12 protein-coding genes are annotated in these 14,232 nt (G+C 67.2%); 10 read left to right on the top strand and 2 right to left on the bottom strand.

The genetic code is table 11. From position 1 onward, the window contains the following. Positions 1 to 44: 44 nt before the first annotated feature. The 7 genes from GGQ89_RS03945 (at position 45) to GGQ89_RS03975 (ending at position 9,727) form a co-directional block, all read left to right on the top strand. Positions 45 to 2,072: a M13 family metallopeptidase gene (locus tag GGQ89_RS03945; RefSeq protein WP_184104265.1), complete on the top strand. Its 2,028-nt coding sequence runs from the start codon at positions 45 to 47 to the stop codon at positions 2,070 to 2,072. Between the two features lie 81 nt (positions 2,073 to 2,153). Then, complete coding sequence (locus GGQ89_RS03950) at positions 2,154 to 4,574, top strand: hybrid sensor histidine kinase/response regulator (RefSeq protein WP_184104267.1); 2,421 nt, start codon at positions 2,154 to 2,156, stop codon at positions 4,572 to 4,574. Positions 4,575 to 4,601: 27 nt separating this feature from the next. Continuing rightward, positions 4,602 to 4,964, top strand: coding sequence for a response regulator (locus tag GGQ89_RS03955; protein ID WP_425326512.1), 363 nt, complete (start codon positions 4,602 to 4,604; stop codon positions 4,962 to 4,964). Between the two features lie 88 nt (positions 4,965 to 5,052). After that, positions 5,053 to 6,774 (top strand): dihydroxy-acid dehydratase, encoded by a 1,722-nt coding sequence (gene ilvD, locus GGQ89_RS03960; protein ID WP_184104269.1) that lies wholly within the window; start codon positions 5,053 to 5,055, stop codon positions 6,772 to 6,774. Then, entirely contained in the window at positions 6,761 to 7,147 is a 387-nt protein-coding gene (locus GGQ89_RS03965; RefSeq protein ID WP_184104271.1) for a hypothetical protein, read from the top strand. The genes ilvD and GGQ89_RS03965 overlap by 14 nt, the downstream gene beginning before the upstream one ends. Continuing rightward, positions 7,144 to 8,526, top strand: coding sequence for an NAD(P)H-hydrate dehydratase (locus tag GGQ89_RS03970; protein WP_184104272.1), 1,383 nt, complete (start codon positions 7,144 to 7,146; stop codon positions 8,524 to 8,526). The genes GGQ89_RS03965 and GGQ89_RS03970 overlap by 4 nt, the downstream gene beginning before the upstream one ends. A gap of 4 nt (positions 8,527 to 8,530) precedes the next feature. Then, positions 8,531 to 9,727, top strand: coding sequence for a class I SAM-dependent RNA methyltransferase (locus GGQ89_RS03975; protein WP_184104274.1), 1,197 nt, complete (start codon positions 8,531 to 8,533; stop codon positions 9,725 to 9,727). Here GGQ89_RS03975 and truA read toward each other — a convergent pair. Beyond that, positions 9,709 to 10,458, bottom strand: coding sequence for a tRNA pseudouridine(38-40) synthase TruA (gene truA, locus GGQ89_RS03980; protein WP_184104276.1), 750 nt, complete (start codon positions 10,456 to 10,458; stop codon positions 9,709 to 9,711). The genes GGQ89_RS03975 and truA overlap by 19 nt on opposite strands. After that, entirely contained in the window at positions 10,455 to 11,360 is a 906-nt protein-coding gene (fmt, locus tag GGQ89_RS03985) for a methionyl-tRNA formyltransferase (RefSeq protein ID WP_184104278.1), read from the bottom strand. The genes truA and fmt overlap by 4 nt, the downstream gene beginning before the upstream one ends. Before the next feature lie 54 nt (positions 11,361 to 11,414). Between fmt and recR the strand changes: the two genes are divergently transcribed. The 3 genes from recR to GGQ89_RS04000 all read left to right on the top strand — a co-directional run bounded on the left by recR (position 11,415) and on the right by GGQ89_RS04000 (position 14,125). Further along, entirely contained in the window at positions 11,415 to 12,011 is a 597-nt protein-coding gene (gene recR / locus GGQ89_RS03990) for a recombination mediator RecR (RefSeq protein WP_184104279.1), read from the top strand. 45 nt (positions 12,012 to 12,056) lie between these two features. Continuing rightward, positions 12,057 to 12,578, top strand: coding sequence for a peptide deformylase (gene def / locus GGQ89_RS03995; protein ID WP_184104281.1), 522 nt, complete (start codon positions 12,057 to 12,059; stop codon positions 12,576 to 12,578). Between the two features lie 92 nt (positions 12,579 to 12,670). Further along, positions 12,671 to 14,125 carry a DNA recombination protein RmuC gene (locus GGQ89_RS04000; protein WP_184104283.1) on the top strand — a complete coding sequence of 485 codons (1,455 nt, stop codon included), beginning with the start codon at positions 12,671 to 12,673 and terminating at the stop codon, positions 14,123 to 14,125. Positions 14,126 to 14,232 lie beyond the last annotated feature (107 nt).

A 14,232-nucleotide genomic window follows, 5' to 3' on the forward strand; every position in this document is an offset into this window, starting at 1 on the left:
TCCGGCACCCACCGGAGGGCCTTTTTTGCGTTTTGGAGAGAATGATGAAAAGTCTGGCCATCGCCGCGCTGCTTGGCGCGACCGCGATCACGGGGACCGTGGCGCTGAATGCGCAAGACCGCCCCGCCGCTGCCAACGGCCCGACCTATGGGCAGTTCGGCTTCGACGAAAAGGGCATGGACAAGTCCGTCCGCCCCGGTGACGATTTCTATGCCTTTGCCAATGGCGAATGGGCGAAGACCACGGCCATCCCCGCCGACAAGTCCAGCTATGGCGCGTTCGACAAACTCGCCGACCTGTCGCGGGAGCGGACCCACACCATCCTGGAACAGGCCAAGGGCCAGCGGAACCAGATCGGCACCGCCTATGCCACCTATCTTGACACTGCCGCGATCGAGGCGAAGGGACTGGCACCGATCCAGCCCTGGCTGAACCGGATCAAGGGGCTGACCGACAAGTCGGGCTATGCCACCCTGCTCGCCGAGGCGGATCGCAACGGCGTCGGCATCCCCTTCGGCTCGGGCGTTGGGCAGGATGCGCGCCAGCCCGATCTCTACACCGTCGGCCTGCGTCAGGCCGGTCTGGGAATGCCGGACCGCGATTATTACCTCAGCAACGATTCGAAGATCGCCGCCCAGCGCGCGGCCTATCAGGCACATCTGTCCAAGATGCTGACCATGGCGGGCGAACCCGATGCCGAGGCGCGGGCCCAAGCGGTCGTCGCCTTCGAGACGGAGATCGCCAAGGTCCACTGGACCCGGATCGACAGCCGCGACCGGACCAAGACCTACAACAAGATGACCGTGGCCGATCTGGCGAAGAGCGCACCGGGCTTCGACTTCGCGACCTATCTGAAGGGCGTGGGCACGCCGGTCGATACGCTGGTCGTCGCCCAGCCGACGGCGGTGACGGGTATCGCCGCGCTGATCCAGTCGACGCCGATCGCGGTGCTTAAGGACCAGCTGCTGCTCCGCTCGCTCGACGAGTTCGCCGATGTCCTGCCCGCCCAGTTCGACCGCGAGCAGTTCGCCTTTTACGGCACCGTCCTGTCGGGCACCCCGCAGCAGCAGGAACGCTGGAAGCGGGCGGTCGACTTCACCAGCAGCGCGCTCGGCGACGAGGTGAGCAAGGTCTATGTCGCGCGCTACTTTCCGCCAGCGACCAAGCTGGCCGCCGATGCGCTGGTGAAGAACGTCCTGGCCGCAATGGGCAAGCGGATCGACCAGCTCGACTGGATGGCCCCGGAAACCAAGGCGAAGGCCCATGCCAAGCTGGCCGCCTTCACCCCCAAGATCGGCTATCCCGATCGCTGGAAGGACTATTCGGGCCTGAAGATCGTCAGCGGCGACGCCTTCGGCAACGCCCTGCGCGCGGCCCAGTGGCGGCACGAGGACAATATCGGCCATCTCGGCAAGCCGATCCAGCGTTGGGAATGGGGCATGACGCCGATGACGGTGAACGCCTATGCCAATTTCGGCATGGTCGAGATCGTCTTCCCCGCCGCGATCCTGCAACCGCCCTTCTTCGATCCGAAGGCCGATCCGGCGGTCAATTATGGCGGTATCGGCGCAGTGATCGGCCATGAGCTGAGCCACCATTTCGACGATCAGGGATCGAAGTTTGACGCGCACGGTCAGCTGACTGACTGGTGGACGGCCAAGGACGTCGCGGCGTTCAAGGAACGCACCGGCGCTCTGGTGAAGCAATATGACGCCTATGAGCCTTTGCCCGGCCTGCATGTGAAGGGGGCACTGACGCTGGGCGAGAATGTCGCCGATCTGGCGGGCCTGTCGGTCGCCTATGATGCCTATCACGCCTCGCTAAAGGGGAAGGCGGCGCCGGTGATCGACGGCTTTACCGGCGACCAGCGCTTCTATCTGGGCTGGGCGCAGGTCTGGCGCCGCAATTACCGCGAGGCGAACCTTCGCAACCGCTTGCTGACCGATCCGCACTCGCCGTCGCAGCAGCGCGCCTGGGTCGTGCGCAATCTCGATCCCTGGTATGCGGCCTACAACCCCAAGCCGGACGAGAAGCTGTATCTGACGCCGGAACAGCGCGTCCGGATCTGGTAATCAGCATCCACTTCCCGGCATGGACCGTCCGTCCGAGGGATCGGGCTTGACCATGCCGGGTTGCCGGATGATGGGTTAGCGATGGCGATCGCGTCCCTCGAAAGATTTCACCCCACCCGCGTTGCGGCCGTCGTATCGGTCGCGAGCGGAGCGGGCGCGGCCGCCCTGTTGTTCGTGGCGATCCGCAGCTGGGTCGTCGCGGCGGGGTTTATGGCGGCCGCGCTGCTGGCCTTTGGGGTCATCCTGGTCTGGCGCATCCTGACGCCGAAGGTCGAGCATAGCCGACGCAGCGTCGACTGGGATTTTGCCCGCGTCGTGGCGGATGCCAGCCTGGACGCGATTGCCGTCACCGACCGGGCCGGGCGGCTGGTCTGCGCCAATGACGCCTATGCCTCGCTCTTCCCGACGATGCCGACCCCGCCGGGCGTTCCGCTCGATGCGGCGTCGGTGGAGACGCTGGCGGAGGCGGGGCGGACCGCCTGGCGCGACGGGCTGGGCCGGGCGGACCGGATCGCGGTGATGGGCACCGAATTGTCGGTGATGGTCACGCGCGCCGGTGACGAGGCCGATTTGCTGGTCTGGCGCTTCGCCATCGCCGAGGAACAGGACCTGGCCGAGACGGTCGAGCGGCTGATTGGCGGCATCCATGGCGACCGACTGGGCACGGCGGGCATCATGGCGGCATTGATCGCGCCCGACGGCCGGGTGCGGGCCGCCAACCGCGTGCTATGCGCCCGGGCGATGGGCGGCGAGATGATCTCGATCGTCGGCCGCGACTTTGCGACCTTCCTGGCGCATGATCCGGGTGGCCAGGTCCGCTTCGCCGCCGAACTGGCGAAGGGCGAAGGCAAGCCCCTGCGCATCCTGCAAATTCCCTTCGTCGAGGGGGAGGCCGCGCCGATGCTGGTCGCGCTGCTCGACGAGGATGAGCAACTGGTCGCCCCCACAGGCACGAGCGCGGGCAGTCATGTCCGTGGCCTCGTCTCGCTGATGCCTTTCGGGATCGCGCTGGTCGACCGCGACGGGCGCTTCATCCAGATGAACTCGGCCTTCATGCGCGCCGCCGGGGTCAACGGCACCGCGCCGCCGCTCTATCCGGGCGATCTGGTGGTGCGCGAGGACAAGGCGGCGGTGGCGGACGCGATCCGGCGCTTCGCCAGCGGGGCGACGCATTCGGCCGACATGGCGGTGCGGTTGAAGGATCATCCCGAAGAGCCGGTCGCGCTGACCATCGCGGGCGCGCGCGGGCTGGGCGAGGCGGCGGTGCTGCTCAGCCTGAAGGACAATTCGGAGGAGAGCCGCCTGAAGCGCGAAGTCGCGCAGGCGACCAAGATGCAGGCGGTCGGCCAGCTGGCGGGCGGCGTCGCGCACGACTTTAACAACATCCTCACCGCGATCATCGGACATTGCGACCTGATGTTGATGCGCCATTCGCCGGGCGACAGCGACTATGACGATATCCAGCAGATCCGCACCAACTCCAATCGCGCCGCCAGCCTGACCCGCCAATTGCTCGCCTTCTCGCGCCAGCAGACGTTGCGGCCGCAGATCCTGCAACTGCCCGATGTCGTGTCGGAAGTGTCGAACCTGCTCAAGCGGCTGCTCGGCGAGCGGGTGCGGCTGGACGTCAGCCACGGCCGCAATCTGGGCCCGGTCCGCGCCGATCCGGGGCAGTTGGAGCAGGTGGTCGTCAACCTCGCGGTCAATGCCCGCGACGCGATCCTGGAGAATGAACCGGCTGGCGGCGGCATCCTGACCATCCAGACGCGCGCCGTGTCGATGGCCGATGCGCGTGCGCTCAACAACGATATTCTGCCCGCCGCCGATTACACCGCCCTCATCATAAGCGACAACGGGACCGGCATTCCGCCCGAAATCCTTGGCAAGATTTTCGAGCCCTTCTTCACCACCAAGGAATTGGGCAAGGGGACCGGCCTGGGTCTGTCGACCGTCTACGGCATCATCAAGCAATCGGGCGGCTATATCTTCGCCGATTCGCCGCCGGGCGGCGGAGCGAAATTCTCCATCTACCTGCCGGTCCATGCCGCGCCCGCCGTCTCGCCCACCAAGGCAAGTCCGGCAAAGCCACCGGCCAAGGTCACGACCCCCTGGGGCTCGGGCACGATCCTGCTGGTCGAGGACGAGGATATGGTCCGCGCCGTCGCCGAACGCGCGCTGTCGCGACAGGGCTATACCGTCATCTCCGCCGAGAATGGCGAGGCGGCGCTGGAGATGCTCGACAAGCATGGCAAGCCCGACCTGCTGATCTCCGACGTGGTCATGCCGACCATGGATGGGCCGACGATGGTCGGGCTCGTCCGCAAACGCTATCCCGACCTCGCCGTGCTGTTCATGTCGGGCTATGCCGAGGAACAGCTGCGCAAGTCGATCACGCTGCCCAATGTCGGTTTTCTCCCCAAGCCCTTCTCGGTCCAGCAATTGGCCGAGGCGACGCAGGCGGCGCTGACGCAAGATGGCGGGCAGGGGCCTGATCGCAACTAGCGGCTGGCGCGGGGCGCAAAGCATGTTATGGCGATGTTGATGACAGAGCCCGTGCAGATCCTCATCGTCGAGGACGAACCCCTGATCGCCATGATGCTCGAGGATTTCCTGGACGTCCTCGACAAACAGGTCGCGGGCACCGTGGACAGCGTCGACGACGCGCTTGCGCGGGTGGCGCAGGGCGGTATCGATGCCGCCATTCTCGACGTCAACCTGCGGGGCGGCCAGAAGAGCACCCCCGTCGCCGAAGCGTTGGCCGAGCGTGGCGTGCCGTTCGTCTTTGCCACCGGCGGCGCCGACGATGCGGTGGACGAGCGGTTCCGCGACCGTCCCCGCCTGCAAAAGCCGTTTACCATGGACGGCGTGGCGAAAGCATTGGGTTCGCTCTGACCCGCTGACGCCCGCAAAGGCCCGGGATTGCGGGTCATTGCGAAATTTGCTTGCGTCTGGGGGCTGTCTGGCGACATAGGCCTGCGCCATGACACGCCAATTCGACAAGTCTCGCCTGCCGTCCCGCCACGTTTCCGTCGGCCCGGAGCGCGCACCCCATCGCAGCTATTATTATGCGATGGGCATTCAGGAAGAAGATATCGCCAAGCCCTTCGTCGCGCTGGCGAGTGCGGGCAACAATTCGGCCCCCTGCAACACCACGCTCGATGCACAGGCCGATGCCGCACAGGCGGGGGTCATTCGCGGTGGCGGCATGCCGCGCCGGTTCAACACCATCACCGTGACCGACGGCATCGCGATGGGCCATCAGGGCATGAAGTCCTCGCTGGTCAGCCGCGAGGTCATCGCCGATTCGGTCGAACTGTCGGTGCGCGGCCACTGCTATGATGCGCTGGTCGGCTTTGCGGGGTGCGACAAGTCGCTGCCCGGCATGATGATGTCGATGCTGCGCCTGAACGTGCCGTCGATCTTCGTCTATGGCGGCTCGATCCTGCCCGGCCGTCATCACGATCGCGTCGTGACCGTGGTCGACGTGTTCGAGGCGGTTGGGCAGCATGCGGCGGGCAATTGCCCGCTCCACGACCTGATCGCGCTCGAAAAGGTGGCCTGTCCCGGTCACGGCGCGTGCGGGGGCCAGTTCACCGCCAACACCATGGCCTGCGTCGGCGAGGCGATCGGCCTGTCGCTGCCCAACAGCAACATGATGCCCGCGCCGTTCCTCGACCGCCACGGCATCGCCGAGGCGGCGGGCGAGCAGGTGATGGAGCTGATCGGGCGCAACATCCGTCCGCGCGACATCTGTACCCGCGAGGCGTTCGAGAATGCCGCGCGCGTCGTGGCGGCAACCGGCGGGTCGACCAATGCCGGGCTCCATCTGCCCGCGATGGCGAACGAAGCGGGGATCGACTTCGATCTGTTCGATGTGGCCGAGATCTTTAAGACCACGCCCTATATCGCCGACCTGAAGCCCGGTGGCCGCTATGTCGCCAAGGACATGTATGAGGCGGGCGGCGTCTATATGCTCATGAAGACGCTGCTGGCGGGCGGGTTTCTGCACGGCGACTGCATCACCGTGACCGGCAAGACGCTGGCCGAGAATATCGACGAGGTCACCTGGAACCCTGACCAGAAGGTCATTTACGACGTGAAGACGCCGCTCAGCCCGACGGGCGGCGTGGTCGGCCTGCGCGGGTCGCTGGCGCCCGAGGGGGCGATCGTGAAGGTGGCGGGCATGAAGCGCCTTCAGTTCGAGGGCATTGCAAAGGTCTTCGACTGCGAAGAAGAGGCCTTCGCCGCCGTCGAGGCGCGCGCCATCACCGAGGGCACCGTCGTCGTCATTCGTTATGAAGGGCCGAAGGGCGGTCCGGGCATGCGCGAGATGCTGTCGACCACCGCCGCGCTTTATGGCCAGGGGCTGGGCGAGAAGGTCGCACTGATCACCGATGGCCGCTTTTCGGGCGGCACGCGCGGCTTCTGCATCGGCCATGTCGGTCCCGAAGCGGCCGATGGCGGCCCGATCGCGCTGGTCGAGAATGGCGACTCCATCCGCATCGATGCCGAGGCGGGCACGATCGACCTGCTGGTCGAGCCCGCTGTGCTGGACGAGCGCCGGGCGCGCTGGACCCCGCGCGTGAACGATTATCAGGCCGGTGTGTTGTGGCGCTATGCCCAGAATGTCGGCCCCGCGCATCAGGGCGCGGTCACGCACCCCGGCGCGAAGTCCGAGCGCCATGTCTATGCGGATATCTGATCCGTGGTGGCTGGTCGGCGCCTTGGCACTGGCCGGCTGCTCGGGCGGACAGGAAGAGCGGCAGGCGGCGGCCCAGGACGGCCCCGCCGCCGAACAGAAACCCGGTCTGGCCATCGAATGCGCACTGGCGGGGGCACAAGCCTTCGCCAGTGACTGCACGGTGGAGCAATCGGGTGCGGGGAATGCGGTAGTGCTGACCGTGCGGCATCCCGATGGTGGGTTCCGGCGGCTTCAGGTGACGCGTGACGGGCGCGGCGTAGAGGCAGCTGACGGCGCCCAGCCCGCATCGGTAACGGTCGCCGGGGACCGGATGATCGAGATAGCAGTCGGTGGCGACCGCTATCGCCTGCCTGCCACGGTAGCGACGCAGTGATCCCGATCGATGGCCTGCCGGTCCTGACCGCGGCCGAGATGCATGCGGCCGAACAGGCGGCAATGGTCGGGGAGGTGACCGAGGCGACCCTGATGGATCGCGCCGGTTCTGCCATTGCACAGGCGGTGGCCCGGTTGGCCGCCGGGCGCGAGATACTGGTGCTATGTGGCCCGGGCAATAATGGCGGCGATGGCTATATCGCGGCTGCGGCGCTCAAGCGGCAGGGTTTGGCGGTACGGGTGGCTGCCAGCGACGCTCCGCGCAGTACCGGAGCCTGCCGGGCAGCCGCAATTTGGGGCGGCGCGGTCGAAGCGCTGGATAGGGCGGAGCCTGCACCTGTCTTTGTCGATGCGATCTTCGGAACGGGTCTGTCGCGGTCGCCTTCCGACGAAATCCAGAATGCGCTGGCCCGACTTGCCGAGGCGGCATGGCTGCGCATCGCGGTCGACCTCCCGACCGGCGTGGCGATGGATAACGGCAAGGCGCTGGGCAAGGTGCCGCGCTTTGACGTCACGCTTGCGTTGGGGGCGGTGAAGCCGTCGCATCTCCTGCAACCCGCCGCCAGCCTCATGGGTCAGGTGCGCTTGCTGGATATCGGCGTTGCTACCCGTTCGCACGCCCGCACCCTGACACGCTGGCACCTGCCTGAGCCGGATGCGAACTCTCACAAATATAGCCGTGGCATGGTCGCCGTCATCGCGGGCAGCATGTCGGGCGCCTCGGAACTGACGGCACTCGCAGCTTTGCGGGCGGGGGCGGGTTATGTGCTTCACCTTGCATCGGCTGGGGTATCCGGCTCGGCTGCCCCGCACGCCGTCGTGCGCCGGGACTATACGGCAGACGCACTGGACGAGGATCGGATCGGTGCGGTCGTGATCGGCCCCGGCCTCGGTCGGGACGCCGACGCCTCCGCACGGCTTGAGGCGGCGCTTTCCGGCGGACGGCCGCTGATCATTGATGGCGACGCCCTCCGACTGGTCGAGCTTGGGACGCTGGCCAAGCACAAAGCCCCCAAGATCCTCACCCCCCACGGCGGCGAGTTCACCCATCTGTTCGGCGAAGTCACCGACGACAAGCTTAGCGCCACGCGCCGCGCCGCCCGGCAAAGTGGAGCGGTCGTCGTGCACAAGGGTGCCGATACCGTCATCGCCGCCCCCGATGGCCAGGCAATCCTCTGCCCGGAGGCCAGCCCCTGGCTGTCCACCGCAGGGACCGGCGACGTGCTGGCCGGAGCGATCGGTGCAATGCTGGCGGCGGGGCTCGAACCGCTTGCAGCGGCGGAGGCGGGGGTATGGCTTCATGCCCAGGCCGCACGACGCTTGGGCAAGGCTTTCATCGCGGACGACTTGGCAGACGCGCTTTCCGCCGTCAGAGGCTGATCGCATGAGCGATACCATCATCCGCGTCGCCGCCCGGGGCGACGGCGTGACCGCGACCGGCCGCCACGCCGCCTTTGCCGCACCCGGCGACACCCTGTCGGCCGACGGCATCGTCATGCCCGGCCCGCATCACCAGACCCCGCCCTGCGGCCATTTCCCGCGCTGCGGCGGGTGCCAGCTCCAGCATCTGGACGACGAAAGCTATGCCGGGTTCGTCACCGACCGCATCGCCTCCGCGCTCGACGCGCAGGGCCTGACCGCGCCGTTGCGCCCCGCGCATTGCTCGCCCTCGCACAGCCGCCGTCGCGCGACCCTCCATGCCGAGGCGAAGGGCGGGCGCGTGCTGATCGGCTTTTCGGCGGAAAAGAGCCACGCCATCGTTGACATGGCCGAATGCCATATCCTTCACCCTACGCTGTTCGCGCTGGTCGCCCCGCTTCGCGCTTTGCTCCAGCGGCTGGGGTTCAAGCGGCGCGGCGACGTGCATCTGGCGCTCGCGGATCAGGGGGCGGACATCCTGGTCACCAGCTTCTCGCCTGACGGATTGGAAGCGGCCGAGACGATCATCGCCTTCTGCCAGCGGCACGGCGTTGCGCGTTTCTCCGTCGATGACGGGCTGGGCGCGGAAACCCGCTGGGAGCCCGAGCCCGTGACGATCACCTTGGGCGGTGTCGGCGTTCCCCTGCCGCCCGGCGCCTTTCTACAGGCCACCGCCGATGGCGAGGCGGCTTTGGTCGCCGCCGTGCGCGAGGCGGTGGGCAATCCCCGCACCACTGCCGACCTGTTCGCTGGCCTCGGCACCTTCGCACTGGCGCTGCCGGATAAGGTCTATGCCGCCGAGGGCGCGCGTGATGCGATCCTGTCGCTGAAGGGCGCGGCGAATGGTGCAGGAAAGATGGTCTTTGCCGAACATCGGGACCTGTACCGCCGCCCGCTGACCAAGACGGAGCTGGACCGGTTCGACGCCATCGTGCTCGATCCGCCGCGTGCAGGCGCGCGGGATCAGGCGGATGCGCTGGCCAGCGCCGAGGTACGCGCGGTCGCCTATGTCTCGTGCAATCCGTCCAGCTTCGCGCGCGATGCCAAGGCGATGGTCGATCAGGGGTGGCAGCTCGATTGGGTGCAGCCGGTGGGCCAGTTCCGCTGGTCGACCCATGTCGAATTGGCAGCACGTTTTTCGCGTCAGCCTTCGTCCGGATAATCCGCCGCGACGAAGAACAGCCCGCCCGACGGCGCGTTCAGCCCCAGCTGCGCGCGGTCGCGGGCGTTCAGCGCCGCTTCGACATCGTCGGGTGACCAGCGGCCCATGCCGACCAGTGCCAGGCACCCGACCATCGACCGCACCTGGTGATGGAGGAAGGACCGCGCGGCGGCGCGGATGTACAGCCGTGTATCGACCCGCTCGACCGATAGCAGGTCGAGCGTCCGCACCGGGCTGTCCGCCTGGCAATGAACCGAGCGGAAGGTCGTGAAGTCATGCCGCCCGACCAGCCGCGCGGCGGCGTCCGCCATGGCGGCTTCGTCGAGCGGCTGCGGCACCTGCCACGCCAATCCGGCTTCATGGGTCAGCGGTGCGCGGCGATTGACGATGCGATATTCATAGGATCGCCGGATGCACGAAAAGCGCGCATGCCAGTCGTCCGGCACCGTCACGCAATTCAGCACTGCGACCGGGTTCGGCCTGATCCGCGCGTTGATCGCCTCCATCAGGCGGAAGGGGGCGATGTCCTTGGCGATGTCCACATGCGCGCGCATCGCCAGACCGTGCACGCCCGCATCGGTCCGTCCGGCGGCGTGAACCGCGGTGCGCTCGCCGGTGACGGCATGGACGGCGTCCTCCAGCGCCTGTTGAACGCTGGGGCCATGCGACTGGCGCTGCCAGCCCATGAAGGGCCGCCCGTCAAACTCGACCGTCAGCGCAAATCGCGTCAAAGCCGCGTCCCCGCCGGGATGGCAAAGCCGCGCAGCAGATCGTCGGCGCTCGATACGCCACGCCCGGCCCGCTGGACGCTGACCGGCCGGAGCGCGCCTGCGCCGCAGGCGATGGTCAGCCGGTCGTCCAGCAGCTCGCCGGGGGCACCATGGCCGTCGACCGGCTGGGCCGACAGCAGCTTGACCCGCTCACCCTGATATTCGAACCACGCACCGGGGGCGGGATGAAAGGCGCGGACCTGCCGCTCCAGCTCGATGGCGCTCCTGGTGAAATCCAGCCGCGTCTCGGTCTTGTCGATCTTGGCGGCATAGGTGACACCCTCGGCAGGCTGGGGCCGCGCCGGGTAGCGTTCGGGGTCGGCCAGGACCTTGACCATCAGCTCGGCCCCCATCGCCGCCAGTTCCGCGGTCAAGTCACCCGTCGTCTTGCGTCCGATCGGCGTCGAGCCTTCCAGCCGGACCGGCCCGGTGTCGAGACCCGCCTCCATCTGCATGATGCCTACGCCCGTCACGACATCGCCCGCCAGGATCGCACGCTGGATGGGGGCGGCCCCGCGCCAGCGCGGGAGCAGCGAGCCATGGACGTTCAGACAGCCCAAGCGCGGCGCGTCGAGGATCGCCTGCGGCAGGATCAAGCCATAGGCCGCGACCACCGCGACATCGGCCTCAAGCGCGGCAAACCGAGCCTGCTCCTCCGCCGAGCGCAGAGACACCGGCGTCATCACCGTTATGCCCAGACCTTCCGCCGTCTGCTGCACCGGCGAGGGGACCAGCTGCCGCCCGCGCCGCCCGCCGGGACGCGGCGGCTGGCTATAGCTGGCGACGACCTGATGCCCGGCCTCGACCAGCGCTTGCAGAACCGGGACGGCAAAGCCCGGCGTACCCATGAAGATGATCCGCATGGCAACGCCTCTCTGCGCTGGCGGGACGGCGCGCAACCCCCTATCTGTTCACACATGGCATCCCCCGAGATCGAGGCGCTGACCCAGGCGCTGGCGCGTATTCCTGGCCTTGGCCCCCGGTCCGCCCGTCGTGCGGTCCTGCACCTGCTGAAAAAGCGGGAGGCAGCGCTGGTGCCGCTGCTGACCGCGCTGGGGGCGGTCGAGGAGCGGCTGGAGACCTGCTCGACCTGTGGCAACATCGACACCGCCAATCCCTGCGCGATCTGTGCCGACGCCAGGCGCGATGCGGGCGCGTTGTGCGTGGTGGAGGAGGTCGCCGACCTCTGGGCGCTGGAGCGGTCGCGGCTGTTTCCGGGGCGCTTCCATGTGCTGGGCGGACGGCTCTCGGCGCTGGAGGGCGTGCGGCCCGAGGACCTGACGATCGACGCGTTGGTTCGCCGGATCGAGGGTGGCGGAGTCGACGAAGTCGTCCTCGCCATGAACGCCACGCTGGAGGGACAGACCACCGCCCATTACATCGCCGAGCGGATCGAGCGTTTCCCGGTGCGCGTGACCCAGCTTGCCCATGGCCTGCCGGTGGGCGGCGAGCTGGACTATCTGGATGAAGGCACGCTGGCCCAGGCGCTGCGCGCCCGGCGGCCGGTGGTCTGATCCGCTGGCTTGACGGTTCGGGTCGCTGACCGTAGCGAAATCGTCATGGCCATTCTTCCGATCGTCGAAATTCCCGACCCCCGCCTGCGTCTCGTCTCCAAGCCTGTCGAGACGGTGGACGACACCGTCCGCCAGCTCGTGTCCGACATGATCGAGACGATGTACGACGCGCACGGCATCGGCCTCGCCGCGATCCAGGTCGGCGTCGACCAGCGCATTCTCGTCATCGACCTGCAGGAGGAAGAGGATGAGGAAGGCAAGCCGGTCAAGCATCCCAAGGCCTATATCAACCCGGAAGTCCTGTCGGTCAGCGACGAGTTGTCCACCTATAATGAGGGCTGCCTGTCGATCCCCGAGCAATATGCCGAGGTGAAGCGGCCTGCATCCTGCCGTGTGAAGTGGCTGGACGAAAAGGGCGAGGCGCATGAGGCGGAACTCGATGGACTGCTCGCCACCTGCATGCAGCATGAGATCGATCATCTGAACGGCGTTCTGTTCATCGATCATGTCAGCCGGCTGAAGCGCGACATGCTGATGCGCAAGCTGAACAAGATGCGCAAGGGCTGACCTTTCCCGGCTAGGTCGGTCGAATGACCTTGTTCGACCGGCTTCGTTCGTTCTATGTTCCGACCTGTCCCTTAGTCTGACAGGTTGTCGAAATGCCCGAATTGATCGCCGTTGCCCTGCTCGCCCTATTGCTGGGGGGCGTGGTCGGCTGGATGGCCGCGCGGCGAAAGGCCGACGGCCTGGCCGCCGAACTGGCGACCGCCAAGACCCGTGCGGGGGAAGTGGAGCCGCTGCGCGTCGCCCGCGACGCCGCCGAGCGCGACCGGAGCGAAGCGCTTCAGGCGCTGGCCGAACTGCGCGGCCGCGCCGCCGATCTCGATGTTATCCGGACGGCGCGCGATGCCGTCGAGGCCGAGCGCAACGCCGCGCATCGCGAACTGGCCGAGTTGCGGGCTCGCGCGCAGGAGCGCGAAACGGCCTATGCCCAGACGCTGGAGGCGCTGGGGCAGGCACGCGAACAGATCAACGCCCAGTTCGGCGAGGCCGCCGCCCGCGCTCTGGAAGTCGCCCAGCGCCAGTTTCTGGAACGCGCCGAAGCGCGCTTCCGCCAGTCGGAGGAGGCGTCCGGCCAGACGCTCAAGGCGCTGCTCGACCCGGTTCATCAGCGACTCCAGCGCTATGAGGAAGGCGTGCGCAAGGTCGAGGACGAGCGCCGCGACGCATTCGGCGAATTGAAGGGCCAGATCGAGGCGATGCGGATCGGCCAGGAGCGCGTCTCGGGCGAGGCGGCCAAGCTGGTCAATGCGCTGCGCAACGCTCCCAAGGCGCGGGGACGCTGGGGCGAGCAGCAGCTTCGCAACGTGCTGGAGAGCTGCGGTCTGTCCGAACATGCCGATTTCCAGACCGAGGTCAGCGTCGATGACGGCGAGGGCGGTCGCCTGCGCCCCGACGCTATCGTGCGTGTGCCGGGCGGCAAGGCGCTGGTGATCGACGCCAAGGTGTCGCTCAACGACTATCAGGATGCTTTTGGCGCGGTCGATGAGCCCGAGCGGCAGTTGGGTCTGGCGCGCCATGCCGCCGCGATGCGCGCGCATGTCAATGGTCTGGGCAACAAGAGCTATTGGAACCAGTTCGAGGACGCGCCCGACTATGTCATCATGTTCGTCCCCGGCGAGCATTTCCTGTCAGCGGCGCTCGAGAATGATCCGACGCTGTGGGATTTCGCGTTCGACAAGCGTGTGTTGCTGGCGACCCCGACCAATCTGATCGCGATCGCGCGGACGGTTGCGGCGGTCTGGCGACAGGAGAAGCTGGCGCAGGAAGCGCGGCAGATCGGCGCGCTGGGCAAGGAACTCTATGCCCGCCTTGCCGTGATGGGCGGCCATGTGTCGAAGCTGGGCAAGAATCTCGATACCGCGATGACGGCCTATAACGCCTTTGTCGGCAGCCTGGAGAGCCAGGTGCTGACTAGCGCGCGACGCTTCGAGGCGCTGAATATCGACACCGGCGGCAAGAGCATCGACTCGCCACCCATCGGCGAACAGGCGGTGCGTCCACTGAGCAAGCTGCTACCGGTGGCGGATCTGGCCGAGGTGGAGACGGAGTAAGGTTTTTCCGTCAATCTGATCGACGTTCTTTCCCCTCGCCCCTCATAGAGGGGAGAGGGTTGCGCAGACTTGGTCTTTGCGAAAGCAAAGGCCTAGTCGAAGCTGGG

The sequence above is a fragment of the Sphingomonas yabuuchiae genome (assembly GCF_014199595.1).
In the GTDB taxonomy this organism is placed as follows: Bacteria; Pseudomonadota; Alphaproteobacteria; order Sphingomonadales; family Sphingomonadaceae; genus Sphingomonas; species Sphingomonas yabuuchiae.

Excerpts from the sequence above, each read along its gene's own strand:
- GGQ89_RS03955 (WP_425326512.1), top strand. The coding sequence starts at position 4,602 with ATGGCGATGTTGATGACAGAGCCCGTGCAGATCCTCATCGTCGAGGAC.
- GGQ89_RS03965 (WP_184104271.1), top strand. The coding sequence starts at position 6,761 with ATGCGGATATCTGATCCGTGGTGGCTGGTCGGCGCCTTGGCACTGGCC.
- GGQ89_RS03975 (WP_184104274.1), top strand. The coding sequence starts at position 8,531 with ATGAGCGATACCATCATCCGCGTCGCCGCCCGGGGCGACGGCGTGACC.
- fmt (WP_184104278.1), bottom strand. The coding sequence starts at position 11,360 with ATGCGGATCATCTTCATGGGTACGCCGGGCTTTGCCGTCCCGGTTCTG.
- GGQ89_RS03950 (WP_184104267.1), top strand. The coding sequence starts at position 2,154 with ATGGCGATCGCGTCCCTCGAAAGATTTCACCCCACCCGCGTTGCGGCC.
- GGQ89_RS03945 (WP_184104265.1), top strand. The coding sequence starts at position 45 with ATGAAAAGTCTGGCCATCGCCGCGCTGCTTGGCGCGACCGCGATCACG.
- GGQ89_RS04000 (WP_184104283.1), top strand. The coding sequence starts at position 12,671 with ATGCCCGAATTGATCGCCGTTGCCCTGCTCGCCCTATTGCTGGGGGGC.
- ilvD (WP_184104269.1), top strand. The coding sequence starts at position 5,053 with ATGACACGCCAATTCGACAAGTCTCGCCTGCCGTCCCGCCACGTTTCC.
- recR (WP_184104279.1), top strand. The coding sequence starts at position 11,415 with ATGGCATCCCCCGAGATCGAGGCGCTGACCCAGGCGCTGGCGCGTATT.
- def (WP_184104281.1), top strand. The coding sequence starts at position 12,057 with ATGGCCATTCTTCCGATCGTCGAAATTCCCGACCCCCGCCTGCGTCTC.